The organism is Nodosilinea sp. E11 (assembly GCF_032813545.1).
In the GTDB taxonomy this organism is placed as follows: Bacteria; Cyanobacteriota; Cyanobacteriia; order Phormidesmidales; family Phormidesmidaceae; genus Nodosilinea.
This window is the reverse complement of the sequence record NZ_CP136520.1, coordinates 5,267,072-5,286,556: the sequence shown is the minus strand read 5'-3', so window position 1 is coordinate 5,286,556 and position 19,485 is coordinate 5,267,072. Positions and strand designations below refer to the sequence as shown.

At 58.6% G+C, this 19,485-nt stretch carries 13 protein-coding genes; 5 read left to right on the top strand and 8 right to left on the bottom strand.

Features of this window, described 5'->3' with window-relative positions; genetic code table 11:
- Positions 1 to 291: 291 nt before the first annotated feature.
- The 5 genes from RRF56_RS25590 to ptsP all read right to left on the bottom strand — a co-directional run bounded on the left by RRF56_RS25590 (position 292) and on the right by ptsP (position 9,452).
- Positions 292 to 1,719: a cation:proton antiporter gene (locus RRF56_RS25590; RefSeq protein ID WP_317035980.1), complete on the bottom strand. Its 1,428-nt coding sequence runs from the start codon at positions 1,717 to 1,719 to the stop codon at positions 292 to 294.
- 354 nt (positions 1,720 to 2,073) lie between these two features.
- Positions 2,074 to 3,774, bottom strand: a complete 1,701-nt coding sequence (locus tag RRF56_RS25585) for a SulP family inorganic anion transporter (protein WP_317035979.1) — start codon at positions 3,772 to 3,774, stop codon at positions 2,074 to 2,076.
- A 248-nt stretch (positions 3,775 to 4,022) separates the two neighbouring features.
- Complete coding sequence (locus RRF56_RS25580; protein ID WP_317035978.1) at positions 4,023 to 5,831, bottom strand: PTS fructose-like transporter subunit IIB; 1,809 nt, start codon at positions 5,829 to 5,831, stop codon at positions 4,023 to 4,025.
- Positions 5,832 to 6,051: 220 nt separating this feature from the next.
- Entirely contained in the window at positions 6,052 to 7,008 is a 957-nt protein-coding gene (gene pfkB / locus RRF56_RS25575) for a 1-phosphofructokinase (protein ID WP_317035977.1), read from the bottom strand.
- The gene (gene ptsP, locus RRF56_RS25570) at positions 7,005 to 9,452 is read right to left on the bottom strand and encodes a phosphoenolpyruvate--protein phosphotransferase (protein WP_317035976.1); all 2,448 of its coding nucleotides are present in this window, start codon (positions 9,450 to 9,452) and stop codon (positions 7,005 to 7,007) included. The genes pfkB and ptsP overlap by 4 nt, the downstream gene beginning before the upstream one ends.
- Before the next feature lie 591 nt (positions 9,453 to 10,043).
- Between ptsP and RRF56_RS25565 the strand changes: the two genes are divergently transcribed.
- The 3 genes from RRF56_RS25565 (at position 10,044) to RRF56_RS25555 (ending at position 13,898) form a co-directional block, all read left to right on the top strand.
- A complete protein-coding gene (locus tag RRF56_RS25565) occupies positions 10,044 to 11,219 on the top strand; it encodes an ABC transporter ATP-binding protein (protein ID WP_317035975.1) in 1,176 nt (391 codons plus the stop codon).
- 111 nt (positions 11,220 to 11,330) lie between these two features.
- Positions 11,331 to 12,635, top strand: a complete 1,305-nt coding sequence (locus tag RRF56_RS25560; protein ID WP_317035974.1) for a PotD/PotF family extracellular solute-binding protein — start codon at positions 11,331 to 11,333, stop codon at positions 12,633 to 12,635.
- 408 nt (positions 12,636 to 13,043) lie between these two features.
- Positions 13,044 to 13,898, top strand: a complete 855-nt coding sequence (locus tag RRF56_RS25555; RefSeq protein ID WP_317035973.1) for an ABC transporter permease — start codon at positions 13,044 to 13,046, stop codon at positions 13,896 to 13,898.
- Positions 13,899 to 14,123: 225 nt separating this feature from the next.
- Here RRF56_RS25555 and RRF56_RS25550 read toward each other — a convergent pair whose 3' ends face one another.
- Positions 14,124 to 15,098, bottom strand: a complete 975-nt coding sequence (locus tag RRF56_RS25550; protein WP_317033747.1) for an IS110 family transposase — start codon at positions 15,096 to 15,098, stop codon at positions 14,124 to 14,126.
- A gap of 215 nt (positions 15,099 to 15,313) precedes the next feature.
- On the opposite strand from RRF56_RS25550, the gene RRF56_RS25545 reads away from it, so the two are divergent.
- Both RRF56_RS25545 and RRF56_RS25540 read left to right on the top strand, forming a co-directional pair.
- Complete coding sequence (locus tag RRF56_RS25545; RefSeq protein WP_317035972.1) at positions 15,314 to 16,129, top strand: ABC transporter permease; 816 nt, start codon at positions 15,314 to 15,316, stop codon at positions 16,127 to 16,129.
- 62 nt (positions 16,130 to 16,191) lie between these two features.
- Positions 16,192 to 16,842 carry a bifunctional 4-hydroxy-2-oxoglutarate aldolase/2-dehydro-3-deoxy-phosphogluconate aldolase gene (locus RRF56_RS25540; RefSeq protein WP_317035971.1) on the top strand — a complete coding sequence of 217 codons (651 nt, stop codon included), beginning with the start codon at positions 16,192 to 16,194 and terminating at the stop codon, positions 16,840 to 16,842.
- Here RRF56_RS25540 and RRF56_RS25535 read toward each other — a convergent pair.
- Both RRF56_RS25535 and RRF56_RS25530 read right to left on the bottom strand, forming a co-directional pair.
- Positions 16,839 to 17,192, bottom strand: a complete 354-nt coding sequence (locus RRF56_RS25535) for a DUF565 domain-containing protein (protein ID WP_317035970.1) — start codon at positions 17,190 to 17,192, stop codon at positions 16,839 to 16,841. The two genes, RRF56_RS25540 and RRF56_RS25535, sit on opposite strands and share 4 nt — an antisense overlap.
- 81 nt (positions 17,193 to 17,273) lie before the next feature.
- Positions 17,274 to 19,454: a pentapeptide repeat-containing protein gene (locus tag RRF56_RS25530; protein ID WP_317035969.1), complete on the bottom strand. Its 2,181-nt coding sequence runs from the start codon at positions 19,452 to 19,454 to the stop codon at positions 17,274 to 17,276.
- Positions 19,455 to 19,485 lie beyond the last annotated feature (31 nt).

Here is a 19,485-nt window from a genome sequence, read left to right as displayed (position 1 = left end):
GAGTGAGGAATGGCCCCTAGGCTGATTGCAGAGGGTGAAAGGCTAGTTTGCAGAACATAGATTTAAACCGATGATCGATCAGTCCTTTCCGTGAGGTCCAGGACGACGGAACGTCCTGGTCGATGGGGGTCTGGGGCCAGCGAAATGGCCCCAGCAGCAGATCTGGCTTTTACCCTTAACTGTGCGCCGCAAAACCCACTACAGAATCAACCTACCTGTGGTGGGCAGTGCCCACCCTACAGCGGCTGCGATCGCCAGCTTAAAAAGGGGATATCCTTTCTCAGAAACCGCTTAAGACGCCACATCAGCCGGTTCGGGAGCAGGCTCGGCTGCGATCGCAGCCGCCTCACTGCCCTTAAACGCAATCCGCAAAAACGGCGGGGCCAGAAATGTGGTAGCAATCACCATAATGATAATTGCCGCCTCCAGGGGCTTAGTCAGCACCCCGCTGGCTGAACCAATGCCCGCAAACACCAGGCCCACCTCACCGCGAGGCACCATGCCAATGCCGATCGCCAGTTTATTCAGCGGTTGACCAAAGGCCGTCCAGCCGGTGATCACCTTACCCACGATCGCTACCGCCAGCAAGAACACCGCAATCACCAGGCCTTCTCGGTTAGCCGCCACCGCCGGGTTCAGCACCCCCAGGTCGGCCTTAGCCCCCACCGTAACAAAGAAGATCGGCACCAAAATGTCGGCAATGGGCATAACCTGGCGATCGAGTTCCTTGCGCTTGTCGGTTTCATCGAGCACCAGGCCCGCCGCAAAGGCTCCCAAAATCGCCTCCAGGTGAATCACATTGGCTAAAAAGGCCATCAAAAACGCAAAGGTAATCGCGGGAATGACCAGATTGCCTCGGGTTTGCAGCTTGTCTGCGATCGCCTCAAAGGAGGTATTAAAAAACTTGCCCAGGAAAATTGCCCCCAGCAAAAACCCCGTGGCGCTGATGATCAGATACACCACATTGAGCACATCCACTTCACCGGTCTTGGCCAGACTGGCCACCACCGCCAGCACGATAATGCCCAGCACATCGTCAATTACCGCCGCACCAACAATAATCTGGCCCTCCGCCGACTTGAGCTGGCCAATCTCCGACAGCACCTTCGAGGTAATGCCAATGCTGGTCGCCGTCAGCGCCGCCCCGGCAAAAATCGCCGGAATCGTCGGCACGTGGAACAGCACCATCAGCCCCGCCGTACCCAGGGTAAAGGGCGCTACCACCCCAACTACCGCCACGATCGCCGCCTGATAACCGACCTTTTGCAGTTCTCGCAGGTCAGACTCCAGACCGATCTCAAACAGCAGAATGATCACCCCCAACTCCGCCAGCACCGAGATCACCTCGCTCTGGCTGCGGAAGACCTCAACCGCTGCTTCGGGGGTGAGACCACCCAGCCACTGCAACAGCCCCATCAGCTGAGAATCGGCGGCAGTAGCCCCGCTCTCTGGAAACATAATCAAATGCAGGGCCGACACCCCAACGATCACCCCGGCCACCAGTTCACCTAAAACCGGCGGCAAGTCAAGCAGCTTAGACAGCTCACCGCCCAGCTTGCTAGCCACATAGATGACGACCAGACTGAGCAACACCCCAGCCAACACCATCGGCCCAGTATCGGCCCCAATATCGGCCTCTGATGTGGCGGCCAACAGCGGCACCAGCCCCGACGAATCTGGCCAAGGCAGCCAGCAAAGAGCAGAAACAACGTCAGACATTAGCATCAATACCTCCTAATTCAATCCAGCAATTAAGAACTCAACCCAGTCCTGAAGCTGTTGGGTTACACTGCGGTTCACCCAACCTACAGTCGATTCAAAAAAATTAGCTTGGCAGCCACCGTAGGGTGGAATGGCACTGAATTAAGGCTGGTGGGCAGTGCCCACCACTAAGACAAGCGGCTCCCAGACATGCCCCTGGCTATCAGGCAAGACGGTTATGACCAGCGCCAGCGGCAGCGCCAAGCCACCCATCCTAGAGAGCAGACTCCGGTGCAGGTTAGCCCTGATGAGAGACAGGGCAGGCTCAGGCTTGACCCCTTACCCAGCGGTTTACACCGGACTCTAATCCCTCTACAGCGTCGCCGTTCCAGGTTCAACGACAATGCGCGGCGGTTCTACCCCATCCTGGGCAGCCAGCAACCGCAGGGAGGCTTTTAGAGCCTCGGTGCGAGTTTCCAGCAGATGCTCAGGCGGCACAAACCGGAGTGCACCCAGCTTCTCGAGCCGCTTCAGGGTTTCGCCCCTGGCCCCAGCCAAAAGCACGGGTCGACCGGCATCGCTAGCATCTTGAATGGCATTTTCCAGAGCCAGAGCAGCGGTCACCCCCAGGTGAGGCACATCCTGCAAATCCACAATCAGAATGTCGTGGGCATCCATAGCGGTGTGCTCTTGGGAAATCGCCCGCGCTACCCCAAAGATCATCGGGCCGCTGAGGTGAAACACGAGCACGCGACCATTGGCCTGATCCATCAACACCTTGTCTTCAGAGTTCATGGCCACATCGTCGTCAAAGTCGGCAATGGTGCGCACTTGGTCAGACTGAAGCTTGCTGAGCCGCTCAATGGTGAGCACGTTGGCAATAAACACACCCACACCCACCGCCACAATCAGGTCGACGAACACCGTCAAAAACATGACGCCGTACATGATGGCCGTGCCCTTCCACGAGACCTGGTGAGCCCGCTTCAAAAAGCTCCAGTCGAGAATGTCGAAACCGACCTTGACTGCAATGCCCGCCAGCACCGCGAGGGGAATCTCTCGGGTCAGGGGGGCGGCCCACAGCACCACCACCAGCAAAATGCCCGCCCGCACCAGACCCGACAGGGCTGTTTTGCCCCCAGCCTGAATGTTGACGACCGTACCCATGGTGGCCCCAGCGCCGGGCATACCGCCAAACAGACCCGACATCATGTTGCCAATGCCCTGGCCAATCAGTTCTTTGTTGGAGTCGTGCTGGGTGCGGGTGACGCTGTCGGCAATCATCGCTGTCAGCAGGGCGTCAATACAGCCGAGCATGCCCAACACCAGACCGTCCACCAGCATGACCCGCAGCTGATCAGCTTGGAACACCGGCAGCTGTAAATTTGGCAACCCCGTGGGAATCTCGCCAATCAGCCGCAGATCGGCCCCGGCAAACACGGTCAAAGACAACAGGGTACCGACCACCAGCACCAGCAGTTGGGGCGGCACCCAGCGGCTAAACTGCTTGGGCATGAGAAATAGCACCGCCAGAGCAAAGGCCCCCAGGGCGACCTCTGCCGGGTCGAGGGTGCTCACCATTTGGGGCAGGTTGGTGAGGGTGCCGACTACCCCACCTTTGGGAGTAGCGTGGCCTAAAAATGGCCCCAGCTGCAAGATGATCAGAATTACGCCGATGCCAGACATAAAGCCCGAAATCACCGGGTAGGGCATCAGGGTGACGTAGCGCCCCAGCTTGAGAAACCCAAAGATAATCTGAAAAAAGCCTGCCAGCATGACCACGGTAAACGCCATGGCCATGCCGTTTTCGGGGTCTGACGCGATCAGCTGGGCGATGACGGCGGTAAACACCACAGTCATAGGCCCAGTGGGTTCTGAAATCAGCGTCGGCGTGCCCCCAAACAGCGCCGCAAAGAAACCCACCAGCACGGCTCCGTAGAGGCCCGAGGCAGCCCCAGCCCCCGAAGCCACGCCAAAGGCCAAGGCCATTGGCAGGGCAATTACCGCAGCGGTAACGCCCCCAAACATGTCTCCGCGCACATTGCGGAAGTTAATTCGATTGGTGATGCCCATCGCCAGCACCTCAACTCCTAAATTGATTCAAGTAAATGAAAATTGATTTGGCATCGAAAAAAGTCTATGGATAAAACAATAGCATTTCTGTTTTAGAAAATAATCAGGAGAATAATTGGTTTTTCTAATCACGGTGAAAAGTTGGGCTATGGCTAGACCCCAGGGTTCTTCTGCGGCTAGCCAGCATTGGGGCTAGTAGCCTGGAAGAACCCTGGGGTCTTGGTTTGGAACCCTCGCCTTAGGGGAAGTTAGGCTTCGACGATCGCCTTTTTGCGCGGAAACCAGTGTTTGAGCTGCACAGTAGCCAGAGCGGTGACCAGGGTGCCGACTGCGATCGCCACAATATAGAGGCCCACATTCTCCACAGCGTTAGGTATCGCCAGCACAAACACGCCGCCGTGGGGAGCCCGCAGGGTGTTGCCAAAGGCCATCGACAGCGCCCCGGTCACAGCAGACCCGGCAATGCAGGCGGGGATTACCCGCAGAGGGTCATTGGCGGCAAAGGGAATTGCGCCTTCGGTAATAAAGGAGATGCCCAGCACCGAGGCCACCTTGCCCGCCTCCTGCTCTGCCTGGTTGAAGTGCTTTTTAGAGATAAAGGTGGCCAGGGCCAGGCCCAAGGGCGGAGTCATACCCGCCGCCATCACCGCCGCCATCGGTGCGTAGAGGTTGGTGGCGAGCAGACCCACGGCAAAGGTGTAGGCGGCTTTGTTCACCGGGCCACCCATATCCACCGCCATCATCGCGCCTAAGATTAAGCCCAGCAGAATGGCATTGGTACCGCTCAGCCCCTCCAGGTAGGTGGTCATGCCGTCCATAATGAATCGCACCGGGCCGCCAAATACATAGACCAGCAGCAGCCCCACCACCAGCGTCGCCAGCAGGGGAATCACCAGCACCGGCTTCAGGCCCTCAAAGTTGGTGGGCAGGTTGACCTTGTCACGCACAAACTTGGCCACGTAGCCCGCTAAAAAGCCCGAGAGAATGCCGCCCAAGAAGCCCATACCCAAGTTGGCCGCCAGCATGCCGCCGACTAAGCCGGGGGCCAAGCCGGGGCGATCGGCAATGGAAAAGGCGATAAAGCCCGACAGCACCGGCACAATCAGCGCAAAGGCCGCACCGCCGCCAATCTGCATCAGCGCGTCGCCAAAGGTACCTGGCTCGGGGTTAATGCCAAATACAAAGGAGAGGGCAATGATCAAGCCCCCCGCCACAATCACCGGCAGCATATAGCTCACCCCGGTGAGTAGGTGCTTATAGGGGCCAGAGCGACTTTCGGAGCGCTGGGCCTTAGCCCGGTTCACTTCGTCTACATAGCTGCCCGATGCGCCACCGCCGCCAGCCACGGGCGCATCCATCGCCGCTGTCACCACATTGGCCCCGCCGTGGATCGCCGCCTTGGTGGAGGTTTCGTACAGCCGCTTGCCGCCAAAGCGCGACAGATCCACGTGGGTGTCGGCGGCAATGATCACCGCATCGGCGCGGGCAATGTCTGCGTCGGTCAGCGTATTCTGCGACCCGACGGAACCCTGGGTTTCAACCTTGATGTCGTGCCCTAGCTTCGCAGCCCCCTGCTTTAGCGCCTCGGCGGCCATAAAGGTGTGGGCAATGCCCGTGGGGCAGGAGGTAATACCCACAAAAAATTTATTGGCGATCGCAGCTTCTGGGGCAGAATCCACGCTGGGGGCATCCTCCGGCAGTGGGTCGTGGGGGTGGGGCGTGGTCTTGATTACCCCTAGTCTGGGGCCGTGGCCTACTAGGGCGACGGCGCTTTGAATCACCATTTCGGTATTGCGAATGGCCTCGCTGGTGGAGACGGCGTAGACGGGTTTGTTGTGGAAGCGATCGCGCTCCACCGCGTCATCGGCCCCGACAATCACCACCTCGGCCTGTTCAATATCACTAGGGCTGAGGGCGGTAACCACCACGCCCAAACTCTGGGCCTCGGTCACAATCTCGTGGCCCATCGCCTGGGCGGTGCGTTTGAGGGCTTCCGCCGCCATCTGGGTATGGGCCTCGCCAGCAACGCTAGCGGTCACGGCAACAATTTTGGTCATGGGCTTGTTTGGGTAGAAGAGTTAAGAGTGGATGGGTGGATGGGTGAATGGATGGGTGGATGGGTGAGAGGTCGTAGGGTGCATTCGCGGCCAATCAACCCAGGCATCCGTTAGGCCAATTTCGAGCCGCAATGCACCAATTCACGCCACATTGGAATACTGACGGCTTGTGGCACGGTCTATAAACGGTGCATTGCTTCGCGAATGCACCCTACGGGGATCACGTCACCTCCCGCACTGTCACCAGCTTGCGCATGGCCTGGATCTTCTCCATGGTTGGCAATCTCGGCCCGATCTCCCCCAGCGCCCCCATCGAGAAAGCTGTGCCCAGGGTGGCGCAGTCGCGCAGCGACTCGCCGCTGACCAGTCCCGCCACCGTGCCCGCCACCATGGCATCCCCCGCGCCGACGGTGCTTTTGATCGCCACGGGGGGCGGCTGAGCGTGGAAGGCCTGGGTGCGATCGATAAACAGCGCCCCCTCGGCCCCCATCGACACCACCACATACCTGATGCCGGAACCAATTAGCTCACGGGCGGCGGCGACGATCTCGGCGTGGCCAGACAGACGAACATTCAGCACCTCCTCCAGTTCCGCCTGGTTGGGCTTGATCAAATCAGGCTTGGCGGGCAGGCCAAAGCGCAGGGCGTCGCCGCTGGTATCGAGCACCACGGTTTTGTCCTGGGCCTTGAGCGGGCCAATCAGCTCGTCGTAGATTTCGGTGGACATGCCCGCTGGCACGCTGCCCGAAAACACAAACCAGTCGCAGTGTTGGACTAGGGCGTGGATGGTCTGTTTGAGCGTCGCCACATCCTGGTGGGTGGGCGCTTGGCCGGGGTAGTTGATGTCGGTAACCTGGCCCTGGGCATCATCGACAATTTTGATGTTGATGCGGGTTTCGCCAGGCAGGTAGACAAAGTGGTCGTCAATCCTCTTTTGGTGAAAAAGCGACTTAAATAGGGCATGGTTTCCCCGGCCCAGAAAGCCACTAACGCTGACCTGGTGGCCTGCCTCGGCCAGAAAGGAGGCCACATTCACCCCCTTACCGCCCGCATCGTCCTGTTTCCAATCGACCCGGTTGACCGCATTGGCCTGGAAGTTGGCAATCGAGACGGTCTGGTCGATCGCCGGATTCAGCGTCACCGTAGCGATCCGGGAGTTACTGGGGGGGTAGCTCATAGCGCCCTCACCTCCTCGGCGGTGCGACAGGCTAGGGCCTTCTGCGCCAGCCGCTGCATCTGCTTCATCGATGCGCCCCGCAGCCGCGCCTTCACTTTAGGAATGCTGGGGATATCCATACTCAGCTCTTTGACCCCCAGCCCGGCGAGAATCATCGCCCCCTGGGCATCGCCCGCCAACCCGCCGCAGACGCCGACCCACTTGCCAGAGAGCTTGGCCCCCTGCACGGTTTGGGCGATCGCCCGCAAGACGGCGGGGTGCAACGCATCGGCCTGCTTCGCCAGGGTGGGATGACCCCGATCCATCGCCAGCAGGTACTGGGTGAGGTCGTTGGTGCCCACCGAGAAAAAGTCCACCTCCTGGGCAAACTCCGCCGCCATCAGCACGGCGCTGGGCACCTCCACCATCATGCCGATTTCCACCGGAGGGCCGCCCGTCGCCGATCGCACCGACTCCAGCACGGTCTTGGCGGCGCGAATGTCTTCGAGGGTGGCGATCATGGGGAACATGAGGCGGATATAGCCGCCGCCCGCTGCCCGCAATATCGCACGGAGCTGGGTTTCAAACAGGTCGGTGCGCTCTAGACAGAGGCGAATGCCGCGAATGCCCAGGAAGGGGTTGTCTTCGGCGGGCTGGTTGAGGTAGGGCACGTGCTTGTCGCCGCCGATATCGAGGGTGCGGACGATCAGCGGCAGGCCGTTGAGAGCCTGGGTCATGGTGCGTAGCGCCTCGTACTGCTCCTCTTCGCTGGGGGGCGCACTGCGGTTGAGAAACAGGAACTCTGTCCGCAACAGCCCCACCCCTTCGGCCCCAGCATTCATCGCCTGGGTGGCTTCCGCTGGCCCACCAATGTTGGCTACCACTTCTATGCGGTGGCCATCGGTGGTGATGGCGGGCTGGAACCGGGTTTGCTGTTCGACATCGCGCAGCTGGGCGCGATCGCCCATCGCCTGCCTCGCCTTCGCCAAATCTGCCTCGGTGGGGTTGGCGTAGAGCTGGCCCCCGTCGCCGTCGAGAATGGCGATCGCCCCCTCCGGCAGATCGAGAATTTTTGTCCCAGCTCCGGCCACGGCGGGAATGTTGAGCGATCGCGCAATGATCGCCGTGTGGCTGGTCGCCCCGCCCGCCGCCGTGCAGAACCCGTGGATTTTGGCTGGGTCTAAGCCTGCCGTATCCGAGGGGGCCAGTTCGTCGGCAATCAAAATCACCGGATGATCGGGCAGGCCCGCCCCGGCATCACCCCCACCCACCAGCCGCGCCAGCACCCGCTGGCCCACGTCGCGCACGTCCGCCGCCCGGCCCGAGAGAACGGGATCGGCCAGCGCTTCTAGTTCCTTCGCCTTGGCCTCGATCACCTGCTGCCAGGCCCAGGGGGCGCTGTGGTTGGGGGGAATGCGGTTGAGGGCCTCCTGCTGTAGCTCGGGGTCAGCGAGGAATTCGCGGTGGGCCTGGAAGATCGCCGCCTTGGCCTTACCGGATCGGTCTTTAATCGTGGTGTACAGCTCGGTGAGATCCATATCGGCGAGGGCGATCGCATCCCTCAACCGATCCTGCTCGGCGGCAGCATCGGCAGCGGTGTCGGCAAACTCGAGTTTGGTATGGCGAAAGCGGTGCAGGGGGGCGATCGCCAGCCCTGGGGAAGCCGCCACCCCAGCGATCGCATCACTCTCCAATTCCAAGGCAGGCAGTTCCAGCGCCGGACTAGCCGCCGCTTCCTCCTCTTCCTCCAGCCCGTCTTCTACGGCCTGCTGCAAGGCACTCAGCGCCTGGGAAGCGTCGCTGCCCTTGGCCAGCACCCGCACCACACTATCGCGCTCGACCCCCAGCTTCAGCAGCGACATCAGGCTTTTGCCGTTGGCCACCTGGTCGCCGTAGCGCACCCGCACCTCGGCACTAAAGGATTTCGCCAGATCAGCAAACACCGTGGCGGGGCGAGCGTGCAGCCCCGTGGGCGCGTCAATGGTGACATCGACAAACTGGTCGAAGCCCTCGGTATCCAGGGTTTTGTTGGGGGATGACTTGCCGGTGAGGCGATCGCAGATTACCTGGGCATCGTCTGTTTCCGCCAGGACTTGCACCGCTGCCGGGTCATCGAGCACGTGGGTGAGGTTGGTGAGAATTTGCAAATGCTCGTCGGACTTTGCCGCAATGCCCACCACTAGCCGCACCACCTCACCGGGGTTCCACTCCACCCCCGCCGGAATTTGTAGCACCGCAATGCCTGTGGTCACAATCAAGTCGCGCTTTGCGGGCTGCCCGTGGGGAATGGCAATGCTGTTGCCCAGGTAGGTGTTGGCCTGGGTCTCGCGGGCCAGCATGCTATCGACGTAACCGGGCTGAATGTGACCGCTGGCCACTAACAATTCTCCCACCTGACAAATCGCGTCTTCTTTACTGTGGACAGTGGCCTTGAGTCGCACATCTGCCGCCGTTAGATTAATCATTCAGCCGTCTCTCAATGGGGCAATTCAATGGGTAATTAATCCTAGGCAAACGCACAAAACTAACCCAGAATTTTGTCGCTTCCTGGCTAGGGATCACCCCCCTGCAAACATTTCACCGTATGACTTAATTGTTCAAGACTGGCGAGTATCTAGGCAGGGTTTGTCATATTTCCTTAGACATCGCATAAAGTTTTGTAGCGTGCGCTAGCCGATTGAGCAAACCGTGGGCGATCGCCGTCTCCGTCGCCAAGCTCCTCACCAACCAGCCATCAGGGCCAGCTTTACCCATCAAAAATTACCGCTAAGGCCAGTTCTGGCCAAGATACCTATGGATTTTGATTTCTCCCGAGGGCGCAGGCCCTGCGACCCTACAGGGGGTATCGTCTTATCCAATAAATCGCCATAACTACTCATTGATATTTACAGAATTTAACAGTGTCCCACCACAGGCTTTCCGAGAAAATGTATCGCTGCACACAGTGTGCCTAGGAAGAGAATTTTATAAGTGAGCTGATAAAAACCTAGACAAATCAGCCTTTACATCGAGCGGCTATCATCCCTACAATTCAGGATCTCAACTGTGGCCCCACCATGCAAGACACACAATTAGAGCCGGTGCTGACCCTTGAGGCCGTACCTAAAGATCTACAGGCCGAAGCCAAAGGTGTCTCTCTCAGGGATGTTACAAAAAAATACGGTTCCTTTGCTGCTGTTCAGAATATTACCCTCGATATTGCTGCCGGGTCTTACACCTGTTTGCTCGGGCCTAGCGGCTGCGGCAAAACCACAACCATGCGCATGATCGCAGGCCACGAAGAGATTTCTGAAGGCGATATTTACATTGGTGAAACGCGCATTAACAGCATTCCGGCTACCCAGCGCAACACCGCCATGATGTTTCAAAACTATGCGCTGTTTCCCCATAAAACCGTGTGGGATAACGTCGATTTTGGTCTCAAAATGCGCGGCATGACCAAGGCCGATCGCCAGCACCGCGTCGGCGAAATGCTAGAGGTAGTGGGGTTGAGCAGTTTTAGCGATCGCAAACCCGCCCAGCTCAGCGGTGGCCAGCAGCAGCGGGTCGCCCTCGCCCGTGCCCTGGTCACCCGCCCCCAGGTGCTCATGCTCGACGAACCCCTCAGCGCCCTCGATGAATCATTGCGGGTCAAAACCCGGGGCGAACTGCGCAAACTTCAGCGCCAGTTTGGCATGACCTTTATCCAGGTCACCCACAATCAAGACGAAGCCTACTCCCTCTCCGACCAGATCGTCGTGATGGATCACGGGCGGGTAGACCAGGTGGGCACCCCCAACGACATTTTCACCAGGCCCCTGTCGAAGTTTGTGGCCAAGTTCACAGGCGACAACAACATCTTCGAAGGCACCATTACCAGCGCCGTGCAAGACACCAGCGGCCAACTCATCCAGCTTGATGTGCCGGGCCTGGGCAATCTGCTCTGCCTGGGCGACTACGCCCAGGTAGGCAGCACCGCCGCCTGCTGTATCCGCGCCGACTTGATGCAGATCAAAACCCCCGACGAAGCAGAAAAGTCCGTCTGTGGCCCTGCCACTAACCGGGTCACCGCCCGCATCACCGCCGTCGAGTTCACCGGCTACGTCACCCGCGTCTCCCTGGTGCTAGAGCGCAACGGCATGGAGGTGCTCTACAAAGCCCGCACCCCCGACTGGCTCACCACCTCCTTCACCGAAGGCCAGGTGGTCGTGCTCGACTGGGCCGCCGCCGACTGCGTATTTTTGTCGCACTAGGGCGATAGCTGATCCAATATCACCCTTCAGCCGCTAAAACTACCCGGCGATCGCCCCTCTCCTCCCACCCCATTCCAAACCCGTCGTTGTTATTCACCTGAACCGCTAACTATGGCTAAGTTTTCTCGTCGCCACGTCATCCGCACTGGTCTTGCCGCTGGGGCCTTTCTCACCGCTACCCGCTGCGCTGCCCCCTCTGGCACCCCCAATAACCCAGCCCCCGGCCCCCAGGTCAACACCAACCAATCTAAAGACGTTACCCTGCGGCTGATTGGCACTGGGGTCTCGCAAATTAACGACATTCGCGACAAAGCCCAGGAAGACCTGGGCTTTAAGTTCGACATGCGGGCGCTGAGCACCGAAGAAAACAACCAGATCGCCATCACCCAGCCCGGCCAGTACGACATTTTCGACGGCGAATACTTCAGCCTGCCCCTGGTGGTGCCCTCCGGCAACCTGCAACCCATCGACATCAAGCGCGTCACCAACTACGACCAAATTGTCTCCTTCTTCAGAACCGGCGAGTTCAAGGGCCTGCCGGTCGAACAGTCCCAGGGTACGGCTCCCTACCGCGTGCAATATCTAACGGGTGCCGACTCTAGGGAGTTTTCAGCGACCCCCACCGACTTCGCCACCCTAATCCCCTTCCAGTACAACGCCGATACCCTGGGCTATCGCCCCGACCTGGTGGGGCGCGAAATTAAGAGCTGGGGTGAGCTGTTCAATCCAGAATTTAAGGGCAAGACCTCCATTCTCGACATTCCCCAAATCGGCATTATGGATGCGGCGATGGTGGCCGAGTCGCTGGGTCTGATGAGCTTTGGCGACAAGGGCAACATGACCCGAGCCGAAATCGACCAAATCATTGAAATTCTCAAAGAGCAAAAGCGCAACGGTCAGTTTCGCGCCTTTTGGAAGACCTTTGATGAGTCGGTTAACCTGATGACCTCGGGAGAAGTCGTGCTGCAATCGATGTGGTCTCCCGCTGTGACCGCTGTGCAGTCGCAGGGTCTCGACTGTGTCTATGCTCCCCTGGACGAGGGCTATCGGGGCTGGGGCGGCGGCATTGGCCTCTCTAAAAACCTAGAGGGCATTCAGCTGGATGCAGCCTACGAGTACATCAACTGGATGCTCGACGGGTGGGTGGGGGCCTTCCTCGGTCGCCAGGGCTACTACAGCGCCGCCCCCGAAGCAGCCCGCAAGTTTATGTCTGCCGCCGAGTGGGATTTTTGGTATGAAGGTAAGCCTGCCGCCGAAGATATGGTAGACCCCTTTGGTAAAACTCTAGCCAAATCGGGGACGGTACGCGACGGCGGCTCCTTCGACGAGCGCTTTGGCAACATTGTTTGCTGGAACTCCACTATGGAAGAAAACACCTACCTGGTGCAGAAGTGGAACGAGTTTATTGCCTCGTAGCCGGATAAATTTTGAGTTTTGATATCAGGTCCGCTTAAGTGCTCCTAATCTGTCATTCCTACGGAAGTGGGAATTCATTGGGGATGAGTTACTCCAGGATGGATTCCCGCCTCTGCGGGAATGACAGGCAAGCCGTTTTCTGTCGGTTAATGAATTGGACTTCATACAAGTTTCTCGATGAACCCACCCCTACCCCTCCCAAGAGGGGATGGCTAAGCTGTTATTTCCAAAAATTATTTTCTGTCAAACTCATGTTTTATAGCTGTAGCCAGTTCGGTTAAAACATGCCTCCTAAGAACGTTTGAACGTTCGAACGTTTCTAGGGTTTCTGGATGTCCTAACCCAAATGACTATGGCTATAATTCAAAACTCAAAATCAAAGATTCAAAACGTTATTACACCTTTTCTATGTCTGAAGTCTGGAAAACACTCAAGCCCTACGCGCTCATTACCCCCCAGACATTGGTGTTTCTCCTGTTTCTGGTATTCCCCATCATCATGATTGGGGTGGTGAGTTTTTGGGAATTCACCGGCTACTCGATGGTCCCGGCCTTTACCTTCGATAACTATCGCGGCATTTTTACCAACGCCACCCTCAACACCTACCTCAACACCTTTAAGTTTTTAGGGCTGGTATGGGTGGCTACGCTGCTGATTGGCTATCCGGTGGCGTATTTTTTGGCTTTCCACGTGCCCAAGCTAGAGTGGCAAATTCTGCTGTTTTTGGTCTGTACCATCCCCTTTTGGACCTCAAACATCATTCGGATGATCTCGTGGGTGCCGCTGCTGGGGCGGGGCGGATTAGTCAACCAAGGGTTGATGAGCATAGGCCTGATTCAACAGCCCCTAGACTGGTTGCTCTACTCCGATTTTGCGGTCGTGCTGGGGATGGTGCATCTCTACATCATTTTTATGATTGCGCCAATTTTTAACAGCCTGATGCGGATTGATCGTTCCCTGGTGACGGCGGCTGAAGACCTTGGGGCTTCTGGAGTTCAGGTTTTTAAGGAGGTGATTTTGCCCTTGTCTGCGCCTGGCATTGCGATCGGGTCAATTTTCATTGTCACCCTGATCATGGGCGAGTTTGTGACGGTGCGGCTAATGGGGGGCGGCCAGGCGGCGTCGGTGGGCAAGCTGATTCAGACCCAGATTGGCAGCTTGCAGTACCCCTTGGCGGCGGCCAATGCGATCGTGCTGCTAGCGGTGACGATGCTGATCATTATCTCCATTTTGCGGGTGCTAGATATTCGCAAAGAACTGTAAGCCTCCATCCCCTCCTAGGAGGGGTGCCCGATAGGGCGGGGTGGGTCTGCAAGATTTTGGGCTAACCCACCCCTACCCCTCCCAGGAGGGGATTTGCCAACCGTAGCCAACCGTAGCGATTATCTTCTTTGTCAAGCTCATCCTGCTATGCGATTAGCCTCGGCGGGATGGCAGCGGAAATCAAGCCAGGAGCCCTGCCTGCATCAGACAGAGTCTTGCTGTTCCTTATGTGGCGGCGGGCAGGGAGCAAGCCGGAGCCTGCCAGAGGGTGTCATGTTCTACCATGGCATTGAGAATAATCACCAGTTTGTGCATGCAGGCCACCAGGGCAACCTTTTTGAGTTTTCCCCGCTGCAGCAGGCGCTGGTAGTAATCGCGAATGACCGGATTATGGCGAGTGGCGACTAACGCGGCCATGTAGAGGCCTGTGCGCACGGTGGCTCGACCGCCGCTAATCATCCGCTTACCCCGCATCTGGCCGCTATCGCGGTTGAACGGGGCGAGGCCACACAAGCTGGCTAGGCGCTTCGCTGAGATCTGTCCTAACTCGGGGAGTGAGGCCAAGAGGAGCCCCGTCGTCACAGCCCCAATACCCGGCACACTGGTGAGGATCTCGCGGGTGCGCTGCCACTGATCGCTCTGGGCGATGAGCTGCTCAATCTGGGTATCGAGGTCTTGGATCTGTTGCTTGAGCCAGTCAATATGCTGCTCAATGCTCTGACCCGTCCTGGCTCGTGCTGAGCGTTGCCGGGCTTTTTCGGCACTCATCATCTCGACGAGTTGCTGCCGTCGCGTGACGAGGTCTTGAAGGTGTTGACTGGCCTCACTCGCCATCGCCCGTACCTCTGGACGGATGGCATCGGCAAAGTGAGCCAACACCTCGGCATCAATTTTGTCTGTTTTAGCCATGCGCCCCGTGGCCCGGGCAAAATCACGCACTTGACGTGGATTCACCACAACGGCGGGCCAGCCCTCCGCCATCAACGTTCGCGCCGCCAGGGCTTGATAGCCCCCGGTCGCTTCCAGCACAATCAGACTCGTCTCGCGACGAAACGCCGTTAACGCCTGTAGCAACTCTCTTAAACCAGAGTCACTGTTGGCCACCTGAACGCTTAATCCAAGTGGACGGACGTACACATCTAAGGTGCGCTTGGATACGTCAATGCCAACCCATTGATGCGCTTGTGATAGTTCAGTCATGGTTGTATCCACCCGTGTAGGAGGTTAATCTGACATCACTCGTCCTTGCTCGATACGGAGTCTAAGCTCCTGGCGATTTTGCGAGTTAACTTCAGAGGTGTGCAGCGACCCATGCTACGTTCGGTTTTGGACAACCTAGGGTGGGACGGTCTGCCACACACCTCTAAAGATACAAGGGTGGGCACTGCCCCCCATTCCACCCCTGAGCATTACCCATGCAAAAACGTTCTCTTTCCTTCTACCTGCTCCTCGCCTTCTTCTGCCTCTTCGTGCTGTTTCTCTACGGCCCGATGATCACCATTTTTATGCTGTCGCTCCAGGGGCCAGAGGGCGGGTTAACCTTCCCCATGCGAGGCTTTAGCGTTTACTGGCTGGGGCAAGTGTTTCAAGAGCAGCGGGTGGGCAACTTCATCGAGCCATTCTTTCGATCTTTGGTGCTGGGGGGCGCGGTGATGGCCATCACCATTGCCGCCTCGGTGCTAGCCAGTATGGGATTTCGCCAGCGCTTTAAGGGCTCCACGGTAATTTTTTACATGACCATTGCCAGTCTGATCGTGCCCAGCATTCTGGTGTCGTTGGGCATTGGCGTGGTGTTTCAGGTGATGGGTTGGCAGACCAACTGGTTTACCTCTGGCCTGGGGGCACACCTGACCTGGACACTGCCGATCGCATTTTTGATCATGCTGGGCATTTTCAACCGATTTAACCCCTCCTACGAAGAGGCAGCCCGCGACCTGGGGGCCACCGACTCAAAGACCTTCTGGGAGATTGTCATGCCCCTGATTGCGCCGAGTTTGCTGGGGGTGGGGCTGCTGACCTTTACCCTCTCCTACGACGAATTTACCCGCACCTCGCTGGTATCGGGGCAGCGCAATACGCTGCCGCTGGAGATCTTTGGCATGACGACCAATGTGACTTCTCCAGCCCTCTATGCCCTGGGCACCTTAACCACCCTATTTTCAGCCTCTATGATTTTGATTGCATTTTTTGCCTACTCTGCCGTGGTTAAACGCCAGCGAGGGCAAGTTTAAGCAGGATTAAAAAAACTAGGGCAGCCGCCCTCACCCACAGTAGGCCCGACTAGGATGGGCCAATGGAACGAGAAACTTTTTTGGCCCTGCTGCGGCAGCATCGGGCGATCGCCGTCATTCGTGCACCGGAGGTAGCCCTGGGCGTTCGCTTAGCCGAAGCTGCCGCTGCTGGCGGCATACGCCTGATCGAAATTACCTGGAACAGTGCCCACCCCGCCCAATTGGTTGAGCAGCTCAGCCAGCAATTGCCCCACTGCCACATCGGCATCGGTACAGCCCTGTCGATCGCCGATGTTAAAGATGCCGTGGGCGCGGGAGCGCAGTTTTGCTTTTGTCCCCACACCGACTCTGCTCTAATTGACTTGGCTCACAGCTTGCAAACCCCCATTGTGCCTGGGGCACTCACCCCCAACGAAATTGTCACCGCCTGGCAGGCCGGAGCCACCGCCGTCAAGATCTTTCCCATTGGGGCAATGGGTGGGGCGAGCTATATTCGCAGCCTTCAGGGGCCGCTGGCTCAGATTCCACTGATCCCCACGGGCGGCGTCACGGTGGCCAATGCAGGGGAAATGGTGCAGGCGGGGGCGATCGCCGTGGGGCTATCTACCAGCCTATTTCCTCCAGCCGCTGTAGAGAACGAGGAAGGATCTACGGTCACGCAGTTAGCAACGCAGCTGGTGAATCAACTCAGGGCGATCGCACCCCATCCCTAGCTGCCCAGCTTAAAGGCCTCCACACAGAAGGCATAGATCGCCCCAATCTTGGCGCTGTTAATGCAGTCGAGCCAGAGCGGCTTCGGCACCTTTTTGAGCAGCTCAGGATCGCGCCAGCGACGGCTGTACACCAGCCAGCTCACTAGTTCAATTCCAACTACCAAAAAGGCTGAGACTACCGTGTCTTGTACCGCCGCCTGACCGGCGATCGCCGCTAAAGACACCGCAAAGAAATAACCCAGCAGCAGGCTGAGCAACACCAGAGACACCCGCCGCCAGGGGTTGACTAGCCACAGGCTCAACTGATCGCCCAAATCATCGATCAGGGTGCTTAAACGGGTGCGCTGCATGGGTTATCCCCTCAGATGCCGACAGTGATACCTCAACCGAGCTGCAAACCCAACCTGGCTGCAAACCTCTAGAATCTCAGGCTAAAACTCACCCCGACAGCTGGGGTGCAGCCCACCTTGAAGACACACGTACTCTAGCTGGTCGCCCCGCAGATTTAAAGCCCGAGAAAAGTCTACGCCCACCAGCGACTCTGTTTTATCGGGTTCAGCCAGGGTCGCCACAAAGCCATTCCCCTGCGATCGCTCGGGCACAAAAAACTGAGCTCCCGCCAAGTTGACCCCCGCCAGATTGGCCCCCGTCAGCACCACATCTTCTAAGTTGGCCCCCTCTAGGCTGGCCCCCTCTAGATTGGCCTGACTGAGGTCAGCGCCGTTAAGCCAGCTATGGCTTAGATTGGCCTGACGCAGATTGGCCCCCGCCAGGTTAGCCCCCGCCAGATGGGCCTCAGCCAAATCGGCCTGAGTTAGATTCGCCGATGTCAGCCTTGTCCCCGCCAAATGGGCCTGACGCAGGCGAGCCTTCACCAGGCTGGCCTGGCTGAGGTTGGCATCGGTCAAGTCAGCACCGACCAGGCTAGTGCCATCAAACGTGCCGTGGCTGACATCGGCGGCAATAAACCAGGCGCTGCTGGCATTGGCACCCGAAAAATCAGCATAGGGCGCTAGAGAATTGCTCAGATTAGCCCGCAGCAAACTCGTGTTGCGAAATATAGTGTGGCGCAGGTGGGCGGCCACCAGGCTGGCCTCAGTCAAATCTGAGCCACTGAAATCGGTAATCCAGTCGTCAAAGGTATCGGTGCGACCATCGGCACCGGGATCAAAAAACTTGGCCTTGCGCATCCGGGCTCCCGACAGCACGGCGTTTCGCCAAACAATCCCGGCTAAATGCTGCTGCTCTAGCACCAGCGTAAACTCATCGGGGCTTTCAATCACATAGCCAAGATTGGTGCCGCTGAGATCGACTTGGTTTAAGTTGCCGTTGTGCAGCACCAAAATCTTGGCCAGGGTGCGCTTCACCGTCCGCTGTCGCAGTTGGGGAATAAGCTGCTGGTCGGGCGGCAGGGCCAATAGGTCGTTGGCCAGCGCCAAATTTAACCGTTGCAGGGGTGGAATCGCCGGTGGACCTAGGGTAACCAATGCCTGCTGTAGGGTATCGAGCAGGCCAGGGTCACCGGTTTGAGCCAGCATATCGACCAGCAGCGGAATAGCGCGAGGATCTTGACTGCTCGATAGCGCCAGCGCCGCCGCCTGGCGATCGCTAAAGGAGGCCGCATTGCGGCTGAGATTTTCGACCAGCGCTAAAAATAGAGCATCGCCAGCATCGCCCCCCACCGCAGGCAGTCGCCGATCTAGCCACAGTGCCCCCAGCCCACCCAGGGCAACGACCCCAGCCAAGGCTCCCATCAAGGGGATATGTCGCCGCCAGCCGCGCGGCCCCAACACCTCAGCCGAGTCTGCCGGAGACAGCACGATCGCCGTCAGGCCACCATATTCTTCAGTGGTCAACCCCACCAGCGGCACCGCCAGCGAGGTAGACCGAGGACCGTCAGCCCCACTGCTGTCTTGATCTTCAGCGGCGGGGACGTAGCGGCTGGGCACCTGTCCACCCCGCAGCAGCAGCACCCGAGTGCCCGCGATATCGTCATACCAGCTACGCCGCGATCGCCGCGTCTGCCCCGTCGCCCCAATGGCCAAACTGCTTGCCAAGGTTAGGCCGCCCAACCACGGCAAACTCGGGAAGGCACCGCTTCCCAACCACAGGCCATAGGCCACCGCCGCCGGTACTCCCCACCGTCCCAGCTCACGGACTAGGGCCGTTTTTGCCCCTAGCCCGGCGGGCTTGTCAGCGACCACTTGCAACCCCAACCAGGCTTTCGGCCAGGTTTTACCCTGGGCAGCTAGACCGTAGACTTGGCTGCCGGCAACGGCCACTGGCAGCACCAGCGCCGTAAACCACAGCAGATTGGTGAGCGGCGGCACCTCAGTGGCCAACCGCTGACGCGATAGCCCCAAGGGACGGGCGATCGCCCCCTGCACCATCGTGACAGCCGGATTCAACGGCACCGCCTCAGCCGCAGACTGGTGGCGTACGGCTTCGCCTAACCCCCAGGGCAGCACAGCACTACCGATCAATAGACCGGCCTCCAGACTCCAGGCCATCAGCCGCCGCAGGGCTAAACTGTGGGTCGCCGACAGCCGCCCCTTAACTCGGGCCGCAGACACCTGAGCAGAAATCGGCTGAGAATGAGAGGTCTGTGCCATAGCGAACCCGAAAAAATTCAACTGCTAAAAC